General features: G+C 68.6%; 18 protein-coding genes and 1 pseudogene. 12 read left to right on the forward strand and 7 right to left on the reverse strand.

Annotated elements, in window-relative coordinates; all coding sequences use genetic code 11:
• The first annotated feature begins 9 nt into the window (after window positions 1-9).
• The 12 genes and pseudogenes from ASE88_RS19870 (at window position 10) to mdoH (ending at window position 13,560) form a co-directional block, all read left to right on the forward strand.
• Window positions 10-275 (forward strand): annotated as a pseudogene (locus ASE88_RS19870) (Na+/H+ antiporter NhaA).
• A gap of 2 nt (window positions 276-277) precedes the next feature.
• The gene (locus tag ASE88_RS19875; RefSeq protein ID WP_414893885.1) at window positions 278-427 is read left to right on the forward strand and encodes a Na+/H+ antiporter NhaA; all 150 of its coding nucleotides are present in this window, start codon (window positions 278-280) and stop codon (window positions 425-427) included.
• Between the two features lie 202 nt (window positions 428-629).
• A complete protein-coding gene (locus ASE88_RS09400) occupies window positions 630-1,478 on the forward strand; it encodes a TorF family putative porin (RefSeq protein WP_056477722.1) in 849 nt (282 codons plus the stop codon).
• A gap of 105 nt (window positions 1,479-1,583) precedes the next feature.
• The gene (kdpF, locus tag ASE88_RS09405) at window positions 1,584-1,673 is read left to right on the forward strand and encodes a K(+)-transporting ATPase subunit F (protein WP_055875324.1); all 90 of its coding nucleotides are present in this window, start codon (window positions 1,584-1,586) and stop codon (window positions 1,671-1,673) included.
• A 12-nt stretch (window positions 1,674-1,685) separates the two neighbouring features.
• Window positions 1,686-3,404: a potassium-transporting ATPase subunit KdpA gene (gene kdpA / locus ASE88_RS09410; protein WP_056477724.1), complete on the forward strand. Its 1,719-nt coding sequence runs from the start codon at window positions 1,686-1,688 to the stop codon at window positions 3,402-3,404.
• A 14-nt stretch (window positions 3,405-3,418) separates the two neighbouring features.
• Complete coding sequence (kdpB, locus tag ASE88_RS09415) at window positions 3,419-5,464, forward strand: potassium-transporting ATPase subunit KdpB (RefSeq protein WP_056477726.1); 2,046 nt, start codon at window positions 3,419-3,421, stop codon at window positions 5,462-5,464.
• Window positions 5,465-5,741: 277 nt separating this feature from the next.
• A complete protein-coding gene (kdpC, locus tag ASE88_RS09420; RefSeq protein WP_056477730.1) occupies window positions 5,742-6,338 on the forward strand; it encodes a potassium-transporting ATPase subunit KdpC in 597 nt (198 codons plus the stop codon).
• Complete coding sequence (locus ASE88_RS09425; RefSeq protein WP_056477732.1) at window positions 6,335-8,992, forward strand: sensor histidine kinase; 2,658 nt, start codon at window positions 6,335-6,337, stop codon at window positions 8,990-8,992. Before kdpC ends, ASE88_RS09425 begins: the two co-directional genes overlap by 4 nt.
• Window positions 8,989-9,678: a response regulator transcription factor gene (locus ASE88_RS09430; protein WP_055874019.1), complete on the forward strand. Its 690-nt coding sequence runs from the start codon at window positions 8,989-8,991 to the stop codon at window positions 9,676-9,678. The genes ASE88_RS09425 and ASE88_RS09430 overlap by 4 nt, the downstream gene beginning before the upstream one ends.
• 241 nt (window positions 9,679-9,919) lie before the next feature.
• A complete protein-coding gene (locus tag ASE88_RS09435; RefSeq protein ID WP_055874015.1) occupies window positions 9,920-10,165 on the forward strand; it encodes a hypothetical protein in 246 nt (81 codons plus the stop codon).
• A 90-nt stretch (window positions 10,166-10,255) separates the two neighbouring features.
• Window positions 10,256-11,749, forward strand: coding sequence for a glucan biosynthesis protein (locus tag ASE88_RS09440; RefSeq protein ID WP_056479314.1), 1,494 nt, complete (start codon window positions 10,256-10,258; stop codon window positions 11,747-11,749).
• Window positions 11,749-13,560: a glucans biosynthesis glucosyltransferase MdoH gene (mdoH, locus tag ASE88_RS09445; RefSeq protein ID WP_082466449.1), complete on the forward strand. Its 1,812-nt coding sequence runs from the start codon at window positions 11,749-11,751 to the stop codon at window positions 13,558-13,560. The genes ASE88_RS09440 and mdoH overlap by 1 nt, the downstream gene beginning before the upstream one ends.
• A gap of 123 nt (window positions 13,561-13,683) precedes the next feature.
• On the opposite strand, the gene ASE88_RS09450 is transcribed toward mdoH, so the two are convergent.
• From ASE88_RS09450 to ASE88_RS09480, 7 genes are all read right to left on the reverse strand, one after another.
• Complete coding sequence (locus tag ASE88_RS09450; protein ID WP_156356995.1) at window positions 13,684-15,183, reverse strand: DHA2 family efflux MFS transporter permease subunit; 1,500 nt, start codon at window positions 15,181-15,183, stop codon at window positions 13,684-13,686.
• Window positions 15,180-16,598 (reverse strand): efflux transporter outer membrane subunit, encoded by a 1,419-nt coding sequence (locus tag ASE88_RS09455; protein WP_056477734.1) that lies wholly within the window; start codon window positions 16,596-16,598, stop codon window positions 15,180-15,182. Before ASE88_RS09455 ends, ASE88_RS09450 begins: the two co-directional genes overlap by 4 nt.
• A 152-nt stretch (window positions 16,599-16,750) precedes the next feature.
• Window positions 16,751-17,650, reverse strand: a complete 900-nt coding sequence (locus ASE88_RS09460; protein WP_055874009.1) for an efflux RND transporter periplasmic adaptor subunit — start codon at window positions 17,648-17,650, stop codon at window positions 16,751-16,753.
• A complete protein-coding gene (locus ASE88_RS09465; RefSeq protein WP_055874006.1) occupies window positions 17,647-17,853 on the reverse strand; it encodes a DUF1656 domain-containing protein in 207 nt (68 codons plus the stop codon). Before ASE88_RS09465 ends, ASE88_RS09460 begins: the two co-directional genes overlap by 4 nt.
• A complete protein-coding gene (locus ASE88_RS09470; RefSeq protein WP_056477736.1) occupies window positions 17,850-19,904 on the reverse strand; it encodes an FUSC family protein in 2,055 nt (684 codons plus the stop codon). Before ASE88_RS09470 ends, ASE88_RS09465 begins: the two co-directional genes overlap by 4 nt.
• Entirely contained in the window at window positions 19,901-20,254 is a 354-nt protein-coding gene (locus ASE88_RS09475; protein WP_235525586.1) for a MarR family winged helix-turn-helix transcriptional regulator, read from the reverse strand. The genes ASE88_RS09470 and ASE88_RS09475 overlap by 4 nt, the downstream gene beginning before the upstream one ends.
• A 236-nt stretch (window positions 20,255-20,490) precedes the next feature.
• Window positions 20,491-21,150: a dTMP kinase gene (locus ASE88_RS09480; protein ID WP_055873997.1), complete on the reverse strand. Its 660-nt coding sequence runs from the start codon at window positions 21,148-21,150 to the stop codon at window positions 20,491-20,493.
• Window positions 21,151-21,152: the final 2 nt, after the last annotated feature.

Genomic DNA, 21,152 nt, shown 5'->3' on the forward strand with positions numbered 1-21,152 from the left:
GACGGCGCGATGGCGCTGTTCTTCCTGCTGATCGGGCTGGAGGTGGGGAGCGAGTTCGTCTCGGGGCATTTCTCGACCTGGGGAGAGCGCATCCTGCCCGGTACCGCGGCGCCTGCGGGCGTGGTGGTGCGGCGTGCCTCTATCTGCTCGTCAACATGCACACACCCGCCAATCGGCGCGGCTGGGCAATTCCGGCGGCGACCGACATCGCATTTGCGCTCGGCATCCTGGCCTTGCTCGGGTCGCGCTGTTCTACACCGGCCATATCGCGCTGACGATCCCGCTGCGGACGGGCGGCGGCCCGCCGCCGTTGAACCGTCTCGACCATGCGCTCCAGCCCTGGTCGAGCTTCCTGATCGCGCCGGCGTTCGGGTTCGCCAATGCAGGCCTGCGTTTGCCGGCGCGTCGCACGCGATGGATTCGGTGAAGATCGGCGTGTTCGCGGGGTCGATCCTGTCGGGTATCGCGGGGTGGATACTCCTGCGTCGCAGCGCGCGATAATTCCGACAATACTACGCGAAACATACGCGCGACGCGGGCAATCGATCTCGAATTGCTACGTCGCCAAGGCCTAATTGCCAGTCCTCGCGGTGCGCCAGTCTTTCGGCCGCCCGCGCATGGGGATAGCAATGCACAGTCTTCGTTTCGCCGCCGCCGCCGTTTTGTTGACCGGTCTCGCCACGCCCGCCGTCGCGCAGGACACCGCCCCGCCGTCGCCCGTGACCGTCAGCGGTTCGGTCACGCTCGCGACCGACTATCGGCTGCGCGGCGTGTCGCAGTCGGACAAGGACGGCGCGATCCAGGGTGGCCTGACGATCGCGCACGATAGCGGCGTCTATGTCGGCGCCTGGGGCTCCAACCTGGCGGGCTGGGGGACGTTCGGTGGCTCGAACATGGAGCTCGATCTGATCGGCGGCTACAAGCACAAATTGGCCGACAATGCGACGCTCGACGTCGGGCTGACCTGGTACATGTATCCGGGCGGCGCGTCGAAGACCGACTATGCCGAACCCTATGTGAAGCTGAGCGGCACGACCGGCCCGGCGACGCTGACCGCGAGCGCCTTTTATGCGCCCAGCCAGCAGGCGCTCGGCAAATGGTACCGCACCGGCGCCGAGGCCGCGACCAGCATCTACACCGATGCGGGCGACACGGAGGACAATCTCTACCTGACCGGCGACGGCGCGTTCGCGATTGCCGGCACGCCGCTGACCGCCAAGGCGCATATCGGCCATAGCTGGGGCAATGACGGTCTCGGCCCCAACGCGACCAGCGCGGCGCCGACCGGCGACTATTGGGATTGGTCGCTGGGGGCGGACGCGACGTACAAGACCCTGACTCTCAACGTCAGCTATGTCGACACCGACATCACGCGTCGCCGTGCCGCCTATCTCCAGCCGAGCTTCTCGCGCGGGCAGGACGGCACCGGATCGATCGCCGACGGCACGATCGTCGCCTCGCTCACCGCCGCCTTCTGAAGGATCGACCGATGCAGGATCTACTTTGGATAGCGTTCATGCTCGGACTGGTGGCGGCAACGCTCGCCTATGTCCGGCTGTGCGACCACGCGTGAGGACGCAGCCATGACCCTCGACCTCTGGCTCGCCGCGATCGTCGCGCTCGGGCTGCTTTTCTATCTCGTGGCGGTGCTGATCCGTCCCGAACGCTTTTAGGAGCGCGTCCGCATGACATTCGAAGGATGGATCCTGATCCTGGGCTTCGTCGGCATATTGCTGGCGTTGACCAAGCCCGTCGGCCTGTGGCTGTTCGCGCTGTACGAAGGGCGCCGCACGCCGCTCCACCTGGTCTTCGGTCCCGTGGAGACCGGCTTCTACAAACTTGCCGGGATCGACCCGAAACAGGAGCAGGGCTGGCGCCGCTATGCGCTGCACATGATCATGTTCAACGCGCTGCTGATGGCGCTGACCTATGCGGTGCTGCGGCTGCAGGGCGTGCTGCCCGGCAACCCGCAAGGGCTCGCCGGGCTCAGCCCGCATCTCGCGTTCAACACCGCGATCAGCTTCACGACGAACACCAACTGGCAGAGCTATGGTGGCGAATCCACCATGTCGAACTTTGCCCAGATGTTCGGCCTGACGATCCACAATTTCCTGTCGGCCGCGACCGGCATCGCGCTGGCGTTCGCGCTGTTCCGCGGGTTCGCGCGGCGATCGGCCCCAAATGTAAAAGAGGCGACGATCGGCAATTTTTGGGCCGACATGACCCGCGTCACCCTCTATCTGCTGGTACCGATCTGCGTCGTCGTGACGCTCTTCTACATCGCCAGTGGCGTGCCGCAGACGCTGGCCGGCACGGTCGACATCACCACGCTGGAAGGGCTCAAGCAGACGCTGACGCTCGGCCCGGTGGCGAGCCAGGAAGCGATCAAGATGCTCGGCACCAATGGTGGCGGCTTCTTCAACGCGAACTCGGCGCATCCGTTCGAGAACCCGACCGCGCTCACCAACCTGGTGCAGATGCTGTCGATCTTCGTCATCGGCTTCGGGCTGACCTGGACGTTCGGCAAGGCGGTCGGCAACACCAAACAGGGCTGGGCGATCCTCTCGGCGATGCTCGTGCTGTTCCTCGCCGGCGTCACCATCACCTATGCGCAGGAAGCCGCGGGCAACCCGATCCTGCACGGCATCGGCGTCGCAGGCGGCAACATGGAAGGCAAGGAGGTCCGCTTCGGGATCGCCGCATCCGCGCTGTTCTCAGTCGTCACCACCGCGGCCTCGTGCGGCGCGGTCAACGCGATGCATGACAGCTTCACCGCGCTCGGCGGGATGATCCCGCTGCTCAACATCCAGCTTGGCGAAGTCGTGATCGGCGGCGTCGGCGCGGGCATCTACGGCTTCCTGCTGTTCGCCATCCTCGCGGTGTTCGTCGCCGGGCTGATGGTTGGCCGCACGCCCGAATATGTCGGCAAGAAGATCGAGGCGCGGGAGGTGAAACTCGCCGTGCTCGCGATCGCGATCCTGCCGCTCGTCATCCTCGGCTTCACGGCGCTCAGCGCGGTGCTGCCCGACGGGCTGGCGGGGCCGCTGAACAAGGGGCCGCACGGGTTCACCGAGATCCTGTACGCCTATACCAGCGCGGCCGGTAACAACGGGTCGGCCTTTGCCGGGCTGACCGCGAACACGCCGTTCTACAACGGCCTGCTCGGCGTCGCGATGTGGCTCGGCCGCTTCTTCATCATCGTACCGATGCTCGCCATCGCCGGGTCGCTCGCCGCGAAGAAGTACACGCCCGAAAGCGCAGGCTCGTTCCCGACGACGGGGGCGCTGTGGATCGGCCTGCTGGTCGGGATCATCCTGATCGTCGGCGGCCTGACCTTCCTGCCGAGCCTCGCGCTCGGTCCCATCGCCGATCATCTCGCGATGATCAGCGGCAAAACCTTCTGACGGGACAAGCCAAGATGGCACGCACCCCTACCAAGTCGCTGTTCACGGCCGACTTGATCATCCCGGCGATCGGCGACGCTTTCCGGAAACTCGATCCGCGGCAGTTGATCCGCAACCCGGTGATGTTCGTCACCGCCGTCGTCGCCACGCTGCTGACGATCCTCGTCAATGTCGGCGGCGACGGACTGTCCATCGGCTTCAAGATCCAGCTCGTCGTCTGGCTGTGGCTGACGGTGCTGTTCGGCACCTTTGCCGAGGCGCTCGCCGAGGGCCGCGGCAAGGCGCAGGCCGCGTCGCTGCGCGCGACCAAGGCCGAGCTGACCGCGCGGCGCATGAAGGGCGACCAGGTCGAGTCCGTCCCCGCCAGCGCGCTGCGTGCGGGCGACATCGTCCTCGTCAGTGCCGGTGGCGCTGGGGGGGGCGACCTGATCCCCGCGGACGGCGAAGTCGTCTGGGGCGTCGCCTCGGTCAACGAGGCCGCGATCACCGGCGAGAGCGCGCCGGTGATCCGCGAGGCGGGCGGCGATCGGTCCGCGGTGACGGCGGGCACGCGCGTCATCTCCGACGAGATCCGCGTGAAGGTCACCGCCAATCCGGGCGAGGGCTTTCTCGACCGGATGATCGCGCTGGTCGAGGGCGCCGAGCGGCAGAAGACGCCGAACGAGATCGCACTCACGCTGCTGCTCGTCGGGCTGACGATCATCTTCCTGATCGCGGTCGGCACGATCCCGGGCTTTGCGAGCTATGCGGGCGGCCGCGTGCCCGTCGCGATCCTCGCCGCGCTGCTGATCACGCTGATCCCGACGACGATCGCCGCGTTGCTGTCGGCGATCGGCATCGCCGGGATGGACCGACTGGTGCGCTTCAACGTGCTGGCCAAGTCGGGTCGTGCGGTCGAGGCGGCGGGCGATATCGACGTGCTGCTGCTCGACAAGACCGGCACGATCACGATCGGCGACCGCCAGGCGAGCGAATTCCGCAGCGTCGGCGGCACGCGCGACGAGGAACTGGCCGAGGCGGCGTTGCTCGCCAGCCTTGCCGACGAAACGCCCGAGGGTCGCTCGATCGTCATCCTCGCACGCGAAAAGTTCGGGGTGACGACTAGCGCGCTCCCGGCGGACGCGGAAATCATCCCCTTCACCGCGCAGACCCGTATCTCGGGCGTCAAGGTGAACGGCGCGCTGATCCAGAAGGGTGCGGTCGATTCGATCCTGAAGGCCAATCCGGGGGCAGGGGCGACCGCTGCGGCAACCGAGCTGCGCCGGATCACCGACGAGATCGCGCGCGCCGGCGGCACGCCGCTGGCGGTGGCGATGGACGGGCGGCTGCTCGGCGCGATCTTCCTGAAGGACGTCGTCAAGGCGGGCATCCGCGAACGCTTCGGCGAGCTCAGGACGATGGGTATCCGCACGGTGATGATCACCGGCGACAACCCGCTCACCGCGGCGGCGATCGCGGCGGAGGCCGGCGTCGACGATTTCCTCGCGCAGGCTACCCCTGAGGACAAGCTCGCGCTGATCCGCAAGGAACAGCAGGGCGGGCGGCTGGTCGCGATGTGCGGCGACGGCACTAACGACGCGCCCGCGCTGGCACAGGCGGACGTCGGCGTGGCGATGAACACCGGCACGCAGGCCGCGCGCGAGGCGGGCAACATGGTCGACCTCGACAGCGATCCGACCAAGCTGATCGAGATCGTGGGGCTGGGGAAGCAGCTGCTGATGACCCGCGGTGCGCTGACGACCTTCTCGGTGGCGAACGACGTCGCGAAGTATTTCGCGATCATCCCGGCGATGTTCGTCGCGCTCTATCCGGGGCTGGGCGTGCTCAACGTGATGCGGCTGGGCTCGCCCGAAAGCGCGATCCTGTCGGCGATCATCTTCAACGCGATCATCATCCCGATGCTGGTGCCGCTCGCGCTCCGGGGTGTCGCGTACAAGCCGATGGCGGCGGGCCCGCTGCTCGCGCGCAATCTGGCCGTGTACGGGCTGGGGGGGCTGATCGCGCCGTTCGTCGGGATCAAGCTCATCGACATGCTCGTCGGTGCGCTGGGCCTAGCCTGATGATCGAGCCTGATCTGACGTCGGCTCGCAAGCCGACTCGCCGCTCACTGCCACCTCCCCGGCGAAGGCCGGGGCCCAGGTGGAAAGGTCGCCGTAACGAAGCGCTCGCGCCGTTGGCGACGTTCCCCAACTGGACCCCGGCCTTCGCCGGGGAGGTGCCGAGGGTAGGGTCGTATGGAGCAACCTCCACTGCCCCGACCTCAAGGAATTGTTCACCCGCGAAGGCGGGTGCCCAGACTGGGTCCCCGCTTTCGCGGGGACACATGGAGACGACAGAATGACCTCCGATCTTACCTCCGCCCTTCGCCCTGCGTTCGTCATGACGATCCTGTTCGCGCTGCTGCTCGGGATCGTCTATCCCCTCGCTATGACCGGCATCGGACAGGCGATTTTCCCGACCCAGGCGAACGGCAGCCTCGTCGTCGCCGACGGCAAGGCGATCGGCTCGACCGTGGTCGGGCAGGCGTTCACGACCGATCGCTATTTCCAGACTCGCCCCTCGGCGGCGGGCAAGGGCTATGACGGGCTTGCCTCGTCAGGGTCGAATCTCGGGCCGACCAGCCAGGCGCTCGTCGACCGGACCAAGGCCGATGTCGCCAAGCGTCGCGCGGAAGGTGTGACCGGGCCGCTGCCCGCCGATCTCGCGACCGCGTCCGGCTCGGGGCTCGACCCCGACCTGTCGCCCGCCTCGGCCTATGCGCAGGTCGCGCGCGTCGCCCGCGTCCGTGGCGTGGCTGCCGACAAGGTCCGCGGTCTGGTAACGGCTAACGTCGACGGCGCGCTATTCGGTATCTTCGGCGAACCGCGCGTCAACGTTCTGGCGCTCAACCGCGCCCTCGACGCCACCGGGCCACACGCAACGGGCGCGCGTTGAACGACGACACGCGACCATCGCCCGAGGCCCTTCTGCGACAGGCGTCGCAGGAGGGTCGCGGCCGTCTGAAGATCTTCCTCGGCGCCGCGCCCGGCGTCGGCAAGACCTTCGAGATGCTCTCCGAAGGCGCCGAACGCCGTCGCGCGGGCGTCGACATCGTCATCGGCGTGGTCGAGACGCATGGCCGGGTCGAAACCGCGGCACTCACCCGCGGGCACGAGATCGTGCCGCGCAAGCCGATCCCCTATGAGGGGCGGACGCTCGACGAGATGGATCTCGACGCGATCCTCGAGCGTGCGCCGACGCTCGTCCTGGTCGACGAACTCGCGCATACCAACGCGCCCGGCAGCCGCCATCCCAAACGCTATCAGGATGTCGAGGAGCTGCTGGCCGCGGGCATCGACGTCTATTCGACGATCAACATCCAGCATATCGAGAGCCTCAACGACGTCGTCGCGTCGTTCACGCGGGTGCGCGTCCGCGAGACCGTCCCCGACAGCATCGTCGAGGCGGCCGAGATCGAGGTCGTCGACATCCCGCCCGACGAGCTCATCGAGCGACTGAAGGCGGGCAAGGTCTATCTGCCGCAGGAGGCGACGCGCGCGCTGGCGCATTTCTTCTCGAAGTCGAACCTGTCCGCGCTGCGCGAACTCGCTCTCCGTCGCGCGGCGCAAGCCGTCGATGCGCAGATGCTCGAACATGTCCGCGCGCTCGGCGTCGGCGGCACCTGGGCGGGCGGCGAGCGGATCGTCGTCGCGGTCAGCGAATTGCCGGGCGCGCTCGGCCTGGTCCGCGCGACCAAGCGGATCGCCGATGCGATGCACGCGCCCTGGACCGCGGTATATATCGAGACCCCGCGCGCGCAGGGTTTCGGCGAGGCCGAGCATCGCCAGCTCGCCGGCGTCTTCAACCTCGCGACGCAGCTCGGCGGCGACGTCGCCACCGTCCCAGCGGCCTCGGTGGTCGACGGCCTCAAGACCTTCACGACCGAGGCGCGAGCGACGCAGCTGGTGGTCGGCAAGTCGACCCGCTCGCGGCTGTTCGAGCTGCGCCACGGCTCGGTCGTCGACCAGATGGTGCGCGAGACGCCGGGGATCGCGGTGCATGTCCTGCCGATGGAGGGGGGCACAACGCGCGGCCGGCGGAGACATGTCGGCGGCTGGGGCGGCAAGGTGGGTTACGCCTGGACGACGGCGATGGTGGCGGGCGTCACCGGCGTGGCCAGCGCGTTGTTCCACATCCTCAACCTCGGCAACGTCGCGCTGTTGTACCTGCTGCCGGTGATGGCGGCGGCCAGCCTGTTCGGCCTGCGCACCGGGTTGTTCGCGGGGATCGCCTCGTCGGTCGCGTACAACTTCTTCTTCTTGCCGCCGACCGGCACGCTGACGATCAGCAACCCGGAAAACGTGATCTCGATCCTGGTGCTGCTCGGCATCGCGTTCGTGACGAGCCAGCTCACCTCGCGGGTCCGCGCGCAGGCCGATATCGCCGCTGCCAGCGCGCGCACCAACGCGGCACTCGCCGGGTTCCTGCGCCAGATGACGTCGCTGAACGAGCCGGTCGCGCTCGCCCGCGCGATCTGCGAGGAGATCGGGCGGCTGTTCGACGTGCGCACGGTGATCCTCGTCGCCGAAGACCCCGGCCTTGCGGTGCAGGCCGCGAACGGCGCGGACTATCGGCTCGAGACGATGGAGATGGCCGCGGCGCAATGGGCGTATGACAATGGCGCGCCGGCGGGGCGCGGGTCGAGCACGCTGGCGGCATCCGAATGGTTCTTCCAGCCGCTGCGGTCGGGCGAGCGGACGCTGGCGGTGCTCGGCCTCGCGCGCGACGTGGGCGGCGATCCGGTGCGGTCGGACCAGCTGCCGCTGCTGATGAGCCTGGTCGATCAGGCGTCGCTGGTGCTCGAACGCGCGCGGCTGGAGGTCGAGATGCGCGACGTCGATGCGGTGCGCGAGCGCGATCGGTTGCGGCAGGCTCTGCTGTCGTCGGTCAGCCACGACCTGCGCACGCCGCTGACCTCGGTGATGGCGGCAGCCGCAGAACTGCACCGCGGCGTCACCCCCGAACTGATCGCCACGATCGAGAGCGAGGCGGCGCGGCTCAACCGGTTCGTCGGCAATCTGCTCGACATGGCGCGGGTCGAGGCGGGCGCGCTTCGGCTGCGGCTCGAGCCGACCGACCTGACCGATGCGGTCGCAGGCGCGGTCCACGATACCAGGCGCGTGCTCGAGGGGCATGCGATCGACCTCGACGTCGCGCCGAACCTGCCGCTGGTCCGCATCGATCCGCAGCTGCTTCACCACTGCCTGCTCAACCTGCTCGACAATGCCGGGCGCTATGCCGACCCGGGCACGCCGGTCGTGGTGCGCGCCGAGCACCGCTTCGGGATGCTCCGCCTGTCGGTGATCGACCAGGGGCCTGGCTTGCCGCCCGGCCGCGAGAAGGAGGTGTTCGAGACGTTCCGCCGCCTCGAAGGCTCCGACCGCGCGATCGGCGGGACCGGGCTGGGGCTTGCGATCGTCAAGGCGTTCGCCGAAGCGATGGGGATGGGCGTCGAGGCCGGCAACCGCGAAGACCGGACCGGTGCGCGGTTCTCGCTGTGCTTTCCCAAGGCCCTGCTCGTCCGCGAGACCGATGGAGCGAATGTGTGAGCGGACAGACCATTTTGATCGTCGATGACGAGCTGCATATCCGGCGGCTGCTGCGCAACACGCTGGAGCGGGCGGGCTATGGCGTCGAGGAGGCGGTCGACGCGCGCGAGGCGTTGCGGGTCGCAGGCAGCCGGCCGTTGACTGCGGTACTGCTCGATCTCGGGCTGCCCGATCGCGACGGCCTGGAGCTGGTGCCGCTGTTGAAGAAGCTCGGCGATCCGATCGTCCTGGTCGTGTCGGCGCGCGAGGCGACCGACCAGAAGGTCGCCGCGCTCGATCTCGGCGCCGAGGATTACGTCACCAAGCCGTTCGATACCGAGGAGCTGCTCGCACGGCTGCGCGTGGCGTTGCGCGGGCGCGGCGAGGCGACGGCGCGCCCGACGATCCTGCGCGCGCACGGCGTCGAGATCGATTTCGAGCACCGGCTCGTGCGGCGCGGTGACGAGGAGGCGCATCTCACCCGCAAGGAGTTCGACGTGCTGTCGGCACTCGCGGCGCATCCCGGCCGGGTCGTGACTCATCAGAGGATCCTGGAGGCGGCGTGGCCGACGGACCATGACCGGCGGATCGAATATCTCCGCATCGTCGTGCGCAATCTGCGGCAGAAGCTGGAAGGCGCAGGCGGTGTCGGCAGCGTGATCGCGAACGAACTCGGCGTCGGCTACCGGCTGCTCGTCGACGCCTGAGCGCGTTGGTAGCTTTTTAGCCAGTTCCGTTCGTCATCCCCGCGCAGGCGGGGATCCATACTGGCTGAACGCGCGATCAACTCTCATCCCGTTGAGCATCTGGATCCCCGCCTCCGCGGGGATGACGGGCGTTGGCACAGTGATCGCCGTACGTCGGCGCACGCGCACTATGCGAAGACTATGGTGCCCCCGCGATATCGATCTCGAACGCATATGCGCGTGGCGATAGCTGGGATGTCGCATGACCGACGCTTGCCGCCTCCGTACCGATCTCAGCCTGCGCGCGGCCGGCGTCCTGTCGCTCGCGATCGCCGTCACCGCGCTCCACGCGCTCGTTCGTCTGCATCCGGCAACCGGCGTGCTGGCGTTCCTGCTCGCGATGATCGGGTTTCTCTGCGCGAGTGCCGGCGCGATGCTGGTGATCGTCGGCGGGCATATCCACGACCGGGTCGCGATCAGCGCGCGCTGGCGCCGCGCCGAGCGATAGGGCGCGCCCGGGGCGGGACCTGTCGACGCGCGCGCGCGATGGCCTTATGCTACCGCGTTGCAGCATAATGACGACAAGGGAGCGTTCCGCATGATCGGTCGACGCGAAGTGATGACCGCGCTGGGTCTGTTGGGTGTCCTCCCGCAGGCCGCCGCGGCGATGCGAACGGCGCCCGGCAAGGCGACGCCGTTCTCGTGGGAGGCGCTCCAGCAACGCGCCGCGACGCTCGCGACCAAGCCATACAGCGCGCCCGCCAAGGTCGCCGCGGCCGCCGCGATCGATTACGACAAGGTCGGGAGCATCCGCTTCCGCGCCGACAAGACGCTGGCCGGCGGCATCCGCCTGTTCCCGCTCGGCCGCTACGCCCCCACCCCCGTCGCGATCAACGTCGTCGAGGGCGGGCAGGCGCGCCGCATCGACTTCGCGCGCGATCTGTTCGAGGCGGAGGAAGGCCATGCCGCCGCGCTGGGCATCGCCGGCTTCCGCGCGATGGCGCCGGGCGGGACGAGCGACTGGATGGCGTTCCAGGGCGCATCTTATTTCCGCACCGCCGGCGCGCAGGACCAGTACGGCCTGTCCGCGCGCGGGCTTGCGATCAACACGGGGCTTCCCGGTCGCGAGGAATTCCCGGACTTCACCGAATTCTGGATCGAGCGCACCGGCGCCGATGCCTATACGATCTACGCGCTGATGGACGGCGCGAGCGTCACCGGCGCGTACCGGTTCGAATCGCGCCACGTCGCGGGGGCCGGCGTCGAGCAGCGCGTGTCCAGCGTCTTCAACGTCCGCCGCGACATCGAACGGCTCGGCATCGCGCCGGCCACCAGCATGTTCTGGTACGGCGAGGGCAATCGCGCCGCCGCGGTCGACTGGCGTCCCGAGATCCACGATTCGGACGGTCTCGCGCTGCTCACCGGCGCGGGCGAGCGCATCTGGCGGCCGCTCAACAATCCGCCGCACGAGACGCTCGACAGCTTCGCCGACCAGGCACCCAAGGGCTTCGGCCTGATCCAGCGCGATCGGAACTTCGATCATTACCAGGATGACGGCGCGTTCTACGATCGCCGGCCTAATCTCTGGGTCCAGCCGCAGGGCGACTGGGGCCAGGGCGCGGTGATGCTCTACGCGTTCCCGACCAACAGCGAGACGGTCGACAATATCGTCTCGTTCTGGACGCCGGCGGCGCCTGCCAAGGCCGGCCAGCGGCTGCAGTTCGACTATACTTTGTCGTGGCGATCGACCGATCCGACCGCGGTCGCGAGTGCGGCGCATGTCGTCGATTGCTGGCAGGGCATCGCGGGCCGACCGGGCGCTGAGCCGGTGAAGGGCGCAAGGAAGCTCGTGGTCGATTTCCTCGGCGACGGGCTTGCCGGCCTCGATCGGCAGAGCGGAGTCACGCCCAAGATCGACGTCGTCCGCGGCAAGGTGCTCGCAAGCGCCGCCTATCCGGTGGTCGGCCAGAAGAATCGCTGGCGGATCACGGCGGACATCGCCCCCGATGCGCAGGGCCCTGCCGACGTCCGGCTGTTCCTCACGCGCGGCGGCCGCGCGCTCAGCGAAACCGTCCTGACGCCGATCTTCTGATGCAGTCGACCTCGGCCATGATGCCCGGCGAATCGCCGATCGAGATGCTCCCGCAGCGGTTCGACGGTCCGCCGCCGCCTTGGACCGCGCCCGAACCGGGGGCGGGGATGGTCGTGTCGTCGGACGACATGCTCGCGCGCCGGATCATCCTCGTGCTGATGACCGGGCTGCTGGCGACCGCGGCGTCGTCCGCGGTGCAGGAATCGCTGCTCGCCGACGGGCTCAGCCTGTGGGACGCGGCGCTGCTGGCACTGTTCTTCCCGCTGTTCGCGTGGATCGCGTTCGGCTTCATGAACGCGGCGATCGGCTTCGTGCTGTTGATGACGGGCGGGCATCCGGGGTTCGTGCCCACGCCGCGCCAGTCCGAACCGCTCGAAGGCCGCACCGCGATCCTGATGCCGGTGCATAACGAGGATATCGCGGCGGTATTCGAACGCATCGCCTGGATGGCGCGCGCGATCGCCGCGGGCGGTGTCGCCGACCGGTTCGATATCTTCATCCTGAGCGATTCTGGCGAGGCGGCGGAAGCGTCCGAGATTGCCGCTTGGCAGGCGCTCGCCCCGACGCTCGATTGCGCGCTCTACTACCGCCGCCGCGCGGTGAATGTCGGGCGCAAACCCGGCAACGTCGCGGAGTGGATCCGGCGGTTCGGCGGCGGCTATCGCTATATGCTGATGCTCGATGCGGACAGCCTGATGGGCGGCAACACGATCATCGGCATGGCGCAGGTGCTCGAACGCCGGCCTGCGGTGGCGCTGCTCCAGACCGTGCCCGCGGTGATCAACGGCGTGACGTTCTTCCAGCGCTGGATGCAGTTCGCCAGCCGGTTGTACGGTCCGATCTCGACCGCGGGCCTCGTCTGGTGGTCGGGGTCGGAGGCGACGTTCTGGGGGCATAACGCGCTGATCCGGATCGAGGCGTTCGCGTCCAGCTGCGGGTTGCCCGACCTGCCCGGGCGCGCGCCGTTCGGCGGCGTCATCATGAGCCACGACATGGTCGAGGCGGCGCTGCTGCGACGGCGCGGCTGGCGTGTCCACATGCTGATGACCGAGGAGACGTTCGAGGAATATCCGCCGACGCTGATCGATGCGGCGGTGCGCGATCGGCGCTGGGCGCAGGGCAATATCCAGCATCTCAGCCTGTTGACGTCGTCGGGGTTCCACTGGGTCAACCGGCTGCAATTGCTGATGGGCGCGTCGGCGTTCATCACCTCGCCGGTGTGGCTGCTGATGATCGCGACGAGCGTCGTGCAGGCGCTGATCGGCGAGCGTAACATCGTCGAGGCGCAGACCTCGCTCCAGGTGCTGGCGGTGACGTTGTTGCTGCTGTTCGGGCCCAAGCTGCTGAGCGTGATCTGGGCGTTCTCGAATGCCGAGCGGCGGGCGGGGTTCGGCGGGCGGCGCGGGATCGTCCGCTCGGTGCTGATCGACGTGCCGTTCTCGATGCTGTCCGCGCCGGTGATCGCGCTGACGCAGACGATCGATCTGGTCGGGATCCTGATGGGGCGCAAGTCCGGCTGGGCGCCGCAGAACCGCGATGCGCACGAGCTGTCGCTGGCCGATGTGATGCCGCGCTATCGCTGGCATGTCGGGGTGGGCGTCGCGCTGTTGCTGGTGACGCCGTTCGCGCCGGTCACCGCGGCGTGGCTCGCGCCGGTGACGCTGGGGCTATTGCTCAGCCCGTTCCTGACGATGCTGACCGCGAGCGAAAAGGCGGGGCGCTGGGCGCTGTCGCACGGGATGTTCGTGGAGCCCGGCGAGCATGTGTCGGTCTTGTCGCGACCGTCTCTGCCGGCGCATGGCGGCCATTGATCCTCCCCTGCAAGGGGAGGTGGCAGTCCATAGGACTGACGGAGGGGTATCGCACTATCGATGGGGGGGACACCCCTCCGTCTGGCTGCGCCAGCCACCTCCCCTTGCAGGGGAGGATTGAACTCAGGCCTTGTGCCCGCTTAACTGCGCCCCCGCATCCACCGCGAACCGCAAGTTCCAGATCGTCGCCGACGCCGACACCGCCGTCACCACCAGAAACGCCAGCGTGAAGTCGGCGAGCGCGGGGCGGGTCGCACCCGTGCCCAGCATCCCGACATGGAGCGAGGCTGCCCCCACGCAGATGCCGAGCGACAGCATCAGTTGCTGGAACGTCGCGTAGAAGCTGGTCGCGCTGCTCATCCGCGACGACGGGATCTCGTCATAGGCGATCGTGTTGTAGGCCGAGAACTGGAACGACATGAAGAAACCCGAGAGCATCAGCACGCCGAAGATCGCCGGGATCGGCCAGTCGGGACGGAACAGCCCGGCGACGGCGTAACCAGAGCTCGCGCAGAGACCGCCGACGATCAGGCTGTTGCGGAAGCCGAAGCGGCGGAGCACGCGCGGTGCGAGGCTCTTCATAATCAGCGACCCGATCGCGCCGGCGATCGTGATCGCGCCGCTTGCCGCCGCGGTCATCCCGAACCCGAGCTGGAGCATCATCGGCAGCAGGAACGGTTGCGCACCCTGCGTGATGCGGGTCAGCGACCCGCCGATCACCGACAGCCGGAAGGTGGGGATCCGCATCAGCGACAGATCGAGGATCGGGTCGCTGCGCCGCTTGGCATGGCGGATATAGGCGAGGCCCGCGACGAGCCCGACCGCAATCAGCGCGATCGCGCGCGGCAGCTCGCCGGTCCGGCTGGTCATCTCGAACCCGAACAACAGGCAGCCGAGCGACACGCCCGACAGGATGAAGCCGGGCACGTCGAACTTTGCCGGTTTGTCCTCGCAGACCTCGCCGATGAAGCGCGTCACCAGCACCACGCCGAGCAGGCCGATCGGAACGTTCAGATAGAAGATCCAGCGCCAGTCGAGATAGGTGACGATCGCGCCGCCGACCGGGGGCCCCAGGATCGGGCCGATCAGCGCGGGCATGATCAGCCACGACATCGCCTGGACCATGTCCTCCTTGGCGACGCTGCGGAGCAGGACGAGGCGGCCGATCGGGATCATCATCGCGCCGCCCAAGCCTTGCAGGAAGCGCGCGGCCATCATGAACGGCAGGCTGGTCGCCTGGCCGCACAGCATCGATCCGCCGACGAAAATGAGAATCGCCGCGCGGAAGATCGTGCGCGAGCCGAACCGGTCGGCGAGGCGTCCGCTCGCGGGGATGAAGATCGCGAGCGCCAGCAGGTACGAGGTCAGCGCCGAGCTCATGCTGGTCGCGGGCACGCCGAAATCGCGCGCCATCGTCGGCAGCGCGGTGGCGAGCACGGTCGAATCCATCTGCTCCATGAACAGCGCGCAGGCGATGATCAGCGCGGTGATCCGATAGTTGCTGGGCGTATGCGGCAGCGCGTCCGGATCCTTGGCAACGCGCGCGATGGTGTCGGCGGCGGGCATGATGCCGTCGCGGATCTCGCTGTTGATCGAGGCGAGCCCGCGCCGACGCAGCCTCATGCCTGCCACCCCCCGCCGAGCGCCTTGAACACGTCGACCTGGCGATCGACGAGCAGCGCATCGGAGGCGGCGAGGTTGGCCTGCGCGGTGGTGAGCGCGGCCTGTGCGGTCAGCAGCGACAGGAAATCGGTGCGGCCGAACCGGTAGAGCGTGCCCGCCTGGTCGGCGGCGCGCGCGGCGCTGCCCTTCGCGCGGCGCAAGGCGGCGTTGCGGTCGCCTTCGCGCGCATAGGCGGACAGCGCCGTCTCGGTCTGGCGCAGCGCCTCGAGCGCGGTCGAATCGAACTGCGCCAAGGCCTGATCCGCCGCCGCGCCTGCCTGCGCGATCTGCGCGCGGATGACCGGGCGGTTGGGGAAACTCCAGCTGATCAGCGGGCCGAGGCCGAGATGGAACGCATTGCCGGAGCCCAGCGACGAGACCGGGCCGGTGAACCCGGCGGAACCGCCGAGGCTGACCTGTGGGTAGAGGTTGGCGGTCGCCACACCGATCCGCGCGGTGGCGGCGGCGAGCGAGCGCTCCGCCGCACGGATATCGGGACGGCGCAGGATCAGCGCGCTGCCGTCGCCGATCGGCAGCGGGCGGGTGAGCGCAGGCGGGCGGGCGCAGTCCGCGACGTCCCTGGGATAGTCGGCGGGGGTGCGGCCCATCAGCGTGGCGAGCCGGTACAAGGCGGCGGTGCGCGTCGCGATCTGCGACGGGATCAACGCCTCGCTCTGGTCGACCGCGGTCCGAGCGCGCGTCACGTCGAACGCGGTGCCGCGGCCGCCGCGCTGCAGCCGCTGAGTCACGTTGAGCGTCTGGCGTTGCAGCGTGAGGATGCGCGTGTTCGCGGCCAGCACCATGTTGGCGGTGCAGGCGGTGGCATAGCTGCGCGCGGTCTCCGCGGCGACGGTGACGCGGACATTGTCGCGCGCGGCGGCGACCGCCTCGGCATCGCCCTGCGCCGCTTCGATCGCGCGGCGGATCCGGCCCGACAGGTCGAGCGGGTAGGCGAGCGTGATGCCGAGATTATAGTCGAGCGTACCGGGCAGGCTGCTGCCGGTCGTGTACGGGCGATCGAGCGAGGCGCCGCCGCCGAGCGCGGTCGACAGCGTCCGGCCCGCCGCGACTTCGGCGACGACCGAGTCGGCGCGGCGCAGGTTCGCGTCGGCAGCGCGCAGATCGGTGTTGGCGGCGAGCGCTTCGGTGACGAACGCGTCGAGGCGCGCGTCGCCGTAGAGCTGCCACCAGCGATCGGGGAGCGGGGCGTTGGCGAACGCCTTTTCGGTGCCGCTGTCGAAGGCGCCTTGCGCGGAAGGACGGTTGACGACGGCGGCGTCGGGGAGCGCGTAGTTCGGGCCGGCGGTGGTGCAGGCGGCGAGCGCGAGTGCGAGCATCGCTGCGGCAAGCCCACGGCGGCAGGTGCGCGGGTCCATCCCCCTTGCTCCGTCATCCTGACGAAAGTCAGGATCCAGGGTTACAGGTGACGCCGTCTTGGGCTCTGGAGCCTGACTTTCGTCAGGATGACGGAGGGGGCCGTGGCAGTGACGGAGGGGGGACAGCGCGATGCGGGACAAGCGCGTGCGCATCACGACGTCGCCCCCGGCTGGACCCGCGGCTGGACCGTCACCGTCGCGGTCCGACCGACGATCAGTTGCGTGCCCTTCGGCACCTGAGTCAGCTTCATGCGGACGGGAATGCGTTGCGCCAGCCGCACCCAGCTGAAAGTCGGGTTCACATTAGGCAGCAGATTGGTCGTGTTTGTCCGCTCGCTGTCGTTGATCCCCGCCGCGATGCTGTCGACGCGGCCGTGCAGCGGTTGCGGCTCGCCCATCAGGTGGACGATCACCGGGTCGCCGACGCGGATGCTCCCGAGCTTGGTTTCCTCGAAATAGCCTTCGACTCGGAGCGAATCGGTGTCGACCAGCGCCATCGCCTGCGCACCAGTCGCGATATAGTCGCCGGGGTGAAGATCGAGATTGGTGACGATCCCGTGCACCGTCGCGCGTACCGTCGTCCGCGCAAGGTTCAGCGCGGCGGTCGAGCGGGCACTCTGGGCCTGGGCGAGCGCGGCCGACGCGGTGGCGACTCGCGCGACATTCTGCTCGTGCGTTTCCTTGGCGACCAGATCGCCCAGCACCATATCGCGCTGCGCCTCGCGGCGCGCCTGCAACAGCGTCGCGCGGGCACTCGCGATCGCGGCGTCCGACTGCGCCAGCGTCAACTGGAAGCGCGGGCGATCGACTACGAACAGGACGTCGCCGGGCTTCACTGCCTGGTTATCGTGCACCGCGACCTGGGTGACCAAACCCGCCACGTCGGGCGTCACGCGGACGATATCGGCGCGGATCCGTCCGTCGCGCGTCCACGGATCGGTCTCGTAACGCTGCCACAGCCATAGCGCGACCAGCACCGCGAGCGCGACGATGATCAGCGTGACGGCGGAACGGCCGAGCGGGGCGAGCAGCGATTTCAGGCGGCTATTCATGCGGAAGGTCCGGTGAGCAGGGCGAGCAGCCCGAGGATGAGGATGAACACGGCAAGGTCGACGAGCGGTCGGTAGGTGACCGCGCGATAGGCGCCGGCGAAGGCGAGCAGGCGGGTGGCGATTCCGGTGAGGATCACCGCGGCGACTGCGAGAAGCAGGATGCTCGGCAAATAGACGCCGGCGATCGAAATCTCTCCGGTCATGCCGGCGCCCCGTGCGCTGGCGCCTGCGGGAACAGGTTGCGACGAAGCGAGGTCAGCGCGAGTACGCTGGTGCGACGTCGATCAAGCGGACGATCGGGCGTGCTGGTCGCCAAGCCGGTCATCGCGGTGTCGATCCCGGCGAGCAGTTCGGGCTCCGGCGGCGCAGGCTCGTCAGGGCGCAGCGCGCGGTAATGCAGGCCTATCCCGCGCAGCACCGGCGTGATCATCGCGGCCTCGTCGGGCGTGCCGTCGAGCCGCAATTGCTTGAGTTCGCCGACCGCCACGCCAACGCGCAGATCGGTGAGCGCGTCGAGCAGCGGTTTGCCTGGATCCTCGCCCTGCAATGCGAGCCGCGGCGCGAGCAAGCCGATCCGGTCGAGCATTCGCGCGATCCACCCCGCCGCATCGGGGCGGCGCATCGAATCACTGCGCGCCGCCAGTTCGCGCCAGCCTGCGCGGATCAGTCGGCGCGCGCTGGTGTCCGCGCCGATCGTCTGGAACAGTCCGACCGTGACGACCGCAAACAACGTGCCGATCAGCTGCGCGATTCCGCCGTTGATGAAGCTGCTGAAATCGCTGCCGAAGCGGTCGTTCAGCCCGACCGTATTCAACCCGCCAAGCAAGGCGCCGAGCGTCACGAGCAAGGTCGACGGGCGTGCAAGGAACATCCCGCCGATCAGCATCGGCGGCGCGAGGACCGCGGCCAGCGTCACGAAATCGGTCACGCGCGGCAGGATCGCGAATGCGTAGACCGCCGAGACGACCAGTCCGATGATGGTCCCGTAGAAGAACGCCATGATCGCTGGCGCAGGATCGTCGCTGTTACCGAACAGCGCGCAGCATACGCCTGCGATCAGCACCGCGCCGGCGCCGTCCGCCCAGCCGGTGCCGATCCAGAACACGCAGCCGAGCAGGATCGTTGCGACCGTTCCCGCGGCGGCGCGCAACGCGATGCCGCGGTCGCGGTGCAGCGGTCGCCGGGCGATCCGGGCGAGCAGGCGGGCGACGGCGGGGGTGACCGGCGCGCGTGACGGCGAGCGCATCTGGTCGCGCAAGTCGCGCGTGTTGCGGTGCGCATCGACCAGTTCGCCAAGCCTTGCGAGCAGGCTGAGCCGCAACGCATCGCGCCAGATCAGCGCCTCGTCGGCGGGTGGCTCCAGCGCGCGCGCGCGGGCGATCAGTGCGTCCGCGGTTGCCGCGCGGTGCGAGACCTCGGGCGGTTCGCGCAGCCACTCGCGGACATCCCCGATCAGCGCCAGCGCTTCGGGACGCGGCGCGTCGGCGCCACGTTTCAGCTCGACGATACGGTCGTCGACGGCGCTGGCCAGCGGCAACACCATCGACAACTCCGCCTGCAGTGCACGCAACGTCCGAGTGCGCGGCAACAGGCGCGCGGTGTCGAACGGGAGGTGGATCGAGAGCTGGTGCAGCTCGTTGATGTCGAGTGCAAGCCGCCGGCGATCGCGGTCGAGCGCGGCATCGGATGCCCCCGCCAGCGAATCGCGCGACCAGCGTTCGGCATCCGCCAGGATCGCATCGATCCGCGCGAGCAGGGTCGCGGTCACGGTCTGCGGGAAGACGAAGCCGTGGATCAGGCTGCCGCAGAGAATCCCGATCGTGATCTCCTGCACGCGCAGCGCGGCGATCGTGAACACCGCGCCGGGCGTGCTGACCGCGGGAAAGCCGATGATGCTCGCGGTATAGCCCGCAAGCAGGAACAGATACGCGCGCGGCGTCCGGTCGAGCAGCGATACGTAGAGGCACAGCCCGAGCCACAAGGCGAGGCCGAGCGACAGGAGTTCGGGGGCGTTGACCAGGTTGGGTACCAGCACCACGGCGGCGATCGCGCCGAGCACGGTGCCTGCGACGCGAAATACCGCCTTCGACAAGACGGCACCCGCAAGCGGCTGGGCGACGATGTACGAGGTCGTCACCGCCCAATAGGGGCGCGTCAGGCCGATCCTCAGCGCGATGTAATAAGCGAGGATCGCGGCGACGAAGCATTTGGCGGAGAAGAGCGCCTCCTTGCCGCCGAACCGGGCGAGGCTCATCGCGCGCGATCCGCCATGAACCGTGCGCCCAGCCGTTCGGCGACGCGTAGCGCGGTGGCGAGATCCGTATCGGACACGTCGTCGAGCATGGCGTGGCGCAGGCTCGCGAACTTGGCTTCGATCCTGGTCACGAGCGCACGGCCGTGATCGGTGAGACGGATCCGGCTGACGCGTGCATCGACGGGATCGCGGTGGCGCTCGACCAGCCCGGCAGCGCTCATCTGGTCGATCGAGCGGACCAGCGAGGCCTGGGTGACATCGAGTTGATGCGCGAGATCGGTCTGGCGCACATCGTCGCCGAGCCGGCCGACCTGAACCAGTGCCCAGCCGGTCGAGGCTGAAACGCTCATATCGCGGAGCGCGCGATCCGCGGCCTGCCGCCACGACCGCGCGAGCGGCAGGAGCGTTCGGGCGTAGGACGATTCCAGTGTAGCACGGGGCGAAGTCATTAGCGTGCTAAGTAATGGCGTTTGATTTTGCTGCAATGCGGAATTTTTGATCCGCTGCAAAATCCGGCTTGATCGCAAATGGAAAAATGATCCAGACCGACGCGCCACACGGGCGGGGTTCGGGAAGCGCGAGCGCTTCAGTCCAGGAGCGCGACGATCTCCGCCGCGATATCGGCGGGCGGGCGCGACGCGCCGTCCACAACAGTCGATACCGTTGCCCAGCGCCCGAGCAGTCCGGCCTGCGCCATCGCCGCATAATTGGTACGTACCCGATCCTGCAGCCCGGTATCCGCCTCGTACGCATCGAACGCATCGTCGGTGTAGGAGCGTTTGCGCTTCTTCAGGATCAGCCCGCGGGCAATCGCGGCAGGCGTATCGAGATACACCGACAGATCGGGCGTCGGCAGCGCGAACGAGCCCGTCTCGAGATGGGCGATCCATGCCATCATCGCGTCGGCCTCGTCCGCGGGAACCTGCGCCGCCTGATACGCCATGTTCGATGCGATGTAGCGGTCGAACACGACGACGTCGTTCGCGGCCATCGTCGCCAGCAGGTGATCGCGCGATTCCATCCGGTCGAGCGCGTAGAGCACGGCCGCCGCCTTGGGCGACGTGCCGCGCGGCAGCGTGCCTGCCAGCATGGCGCCGAGCGCCCAGCCGCCGACCGTTTCGGTGTAGCGCGGAAACGATACGACGTCGGCGGTGCGGCCGGCGGCGCGCATCTGTTCGACCACCAGCGCCGAGGCGGTGGCCTTGCCCGCGCCGTCGGCGCCTTCGATTGCGAGGAGGAAGCTCATGG

It is taken from the genome of Sphingomonas sp. Leaf38 (genome assembly GCF_001421825.1).
Taxonomy (GTDB): Bacteria; Pseudomonadota; Alphaproteobacteria; order Sphingomonadales; family Sphingomonadaceae; genus Sphingomonas.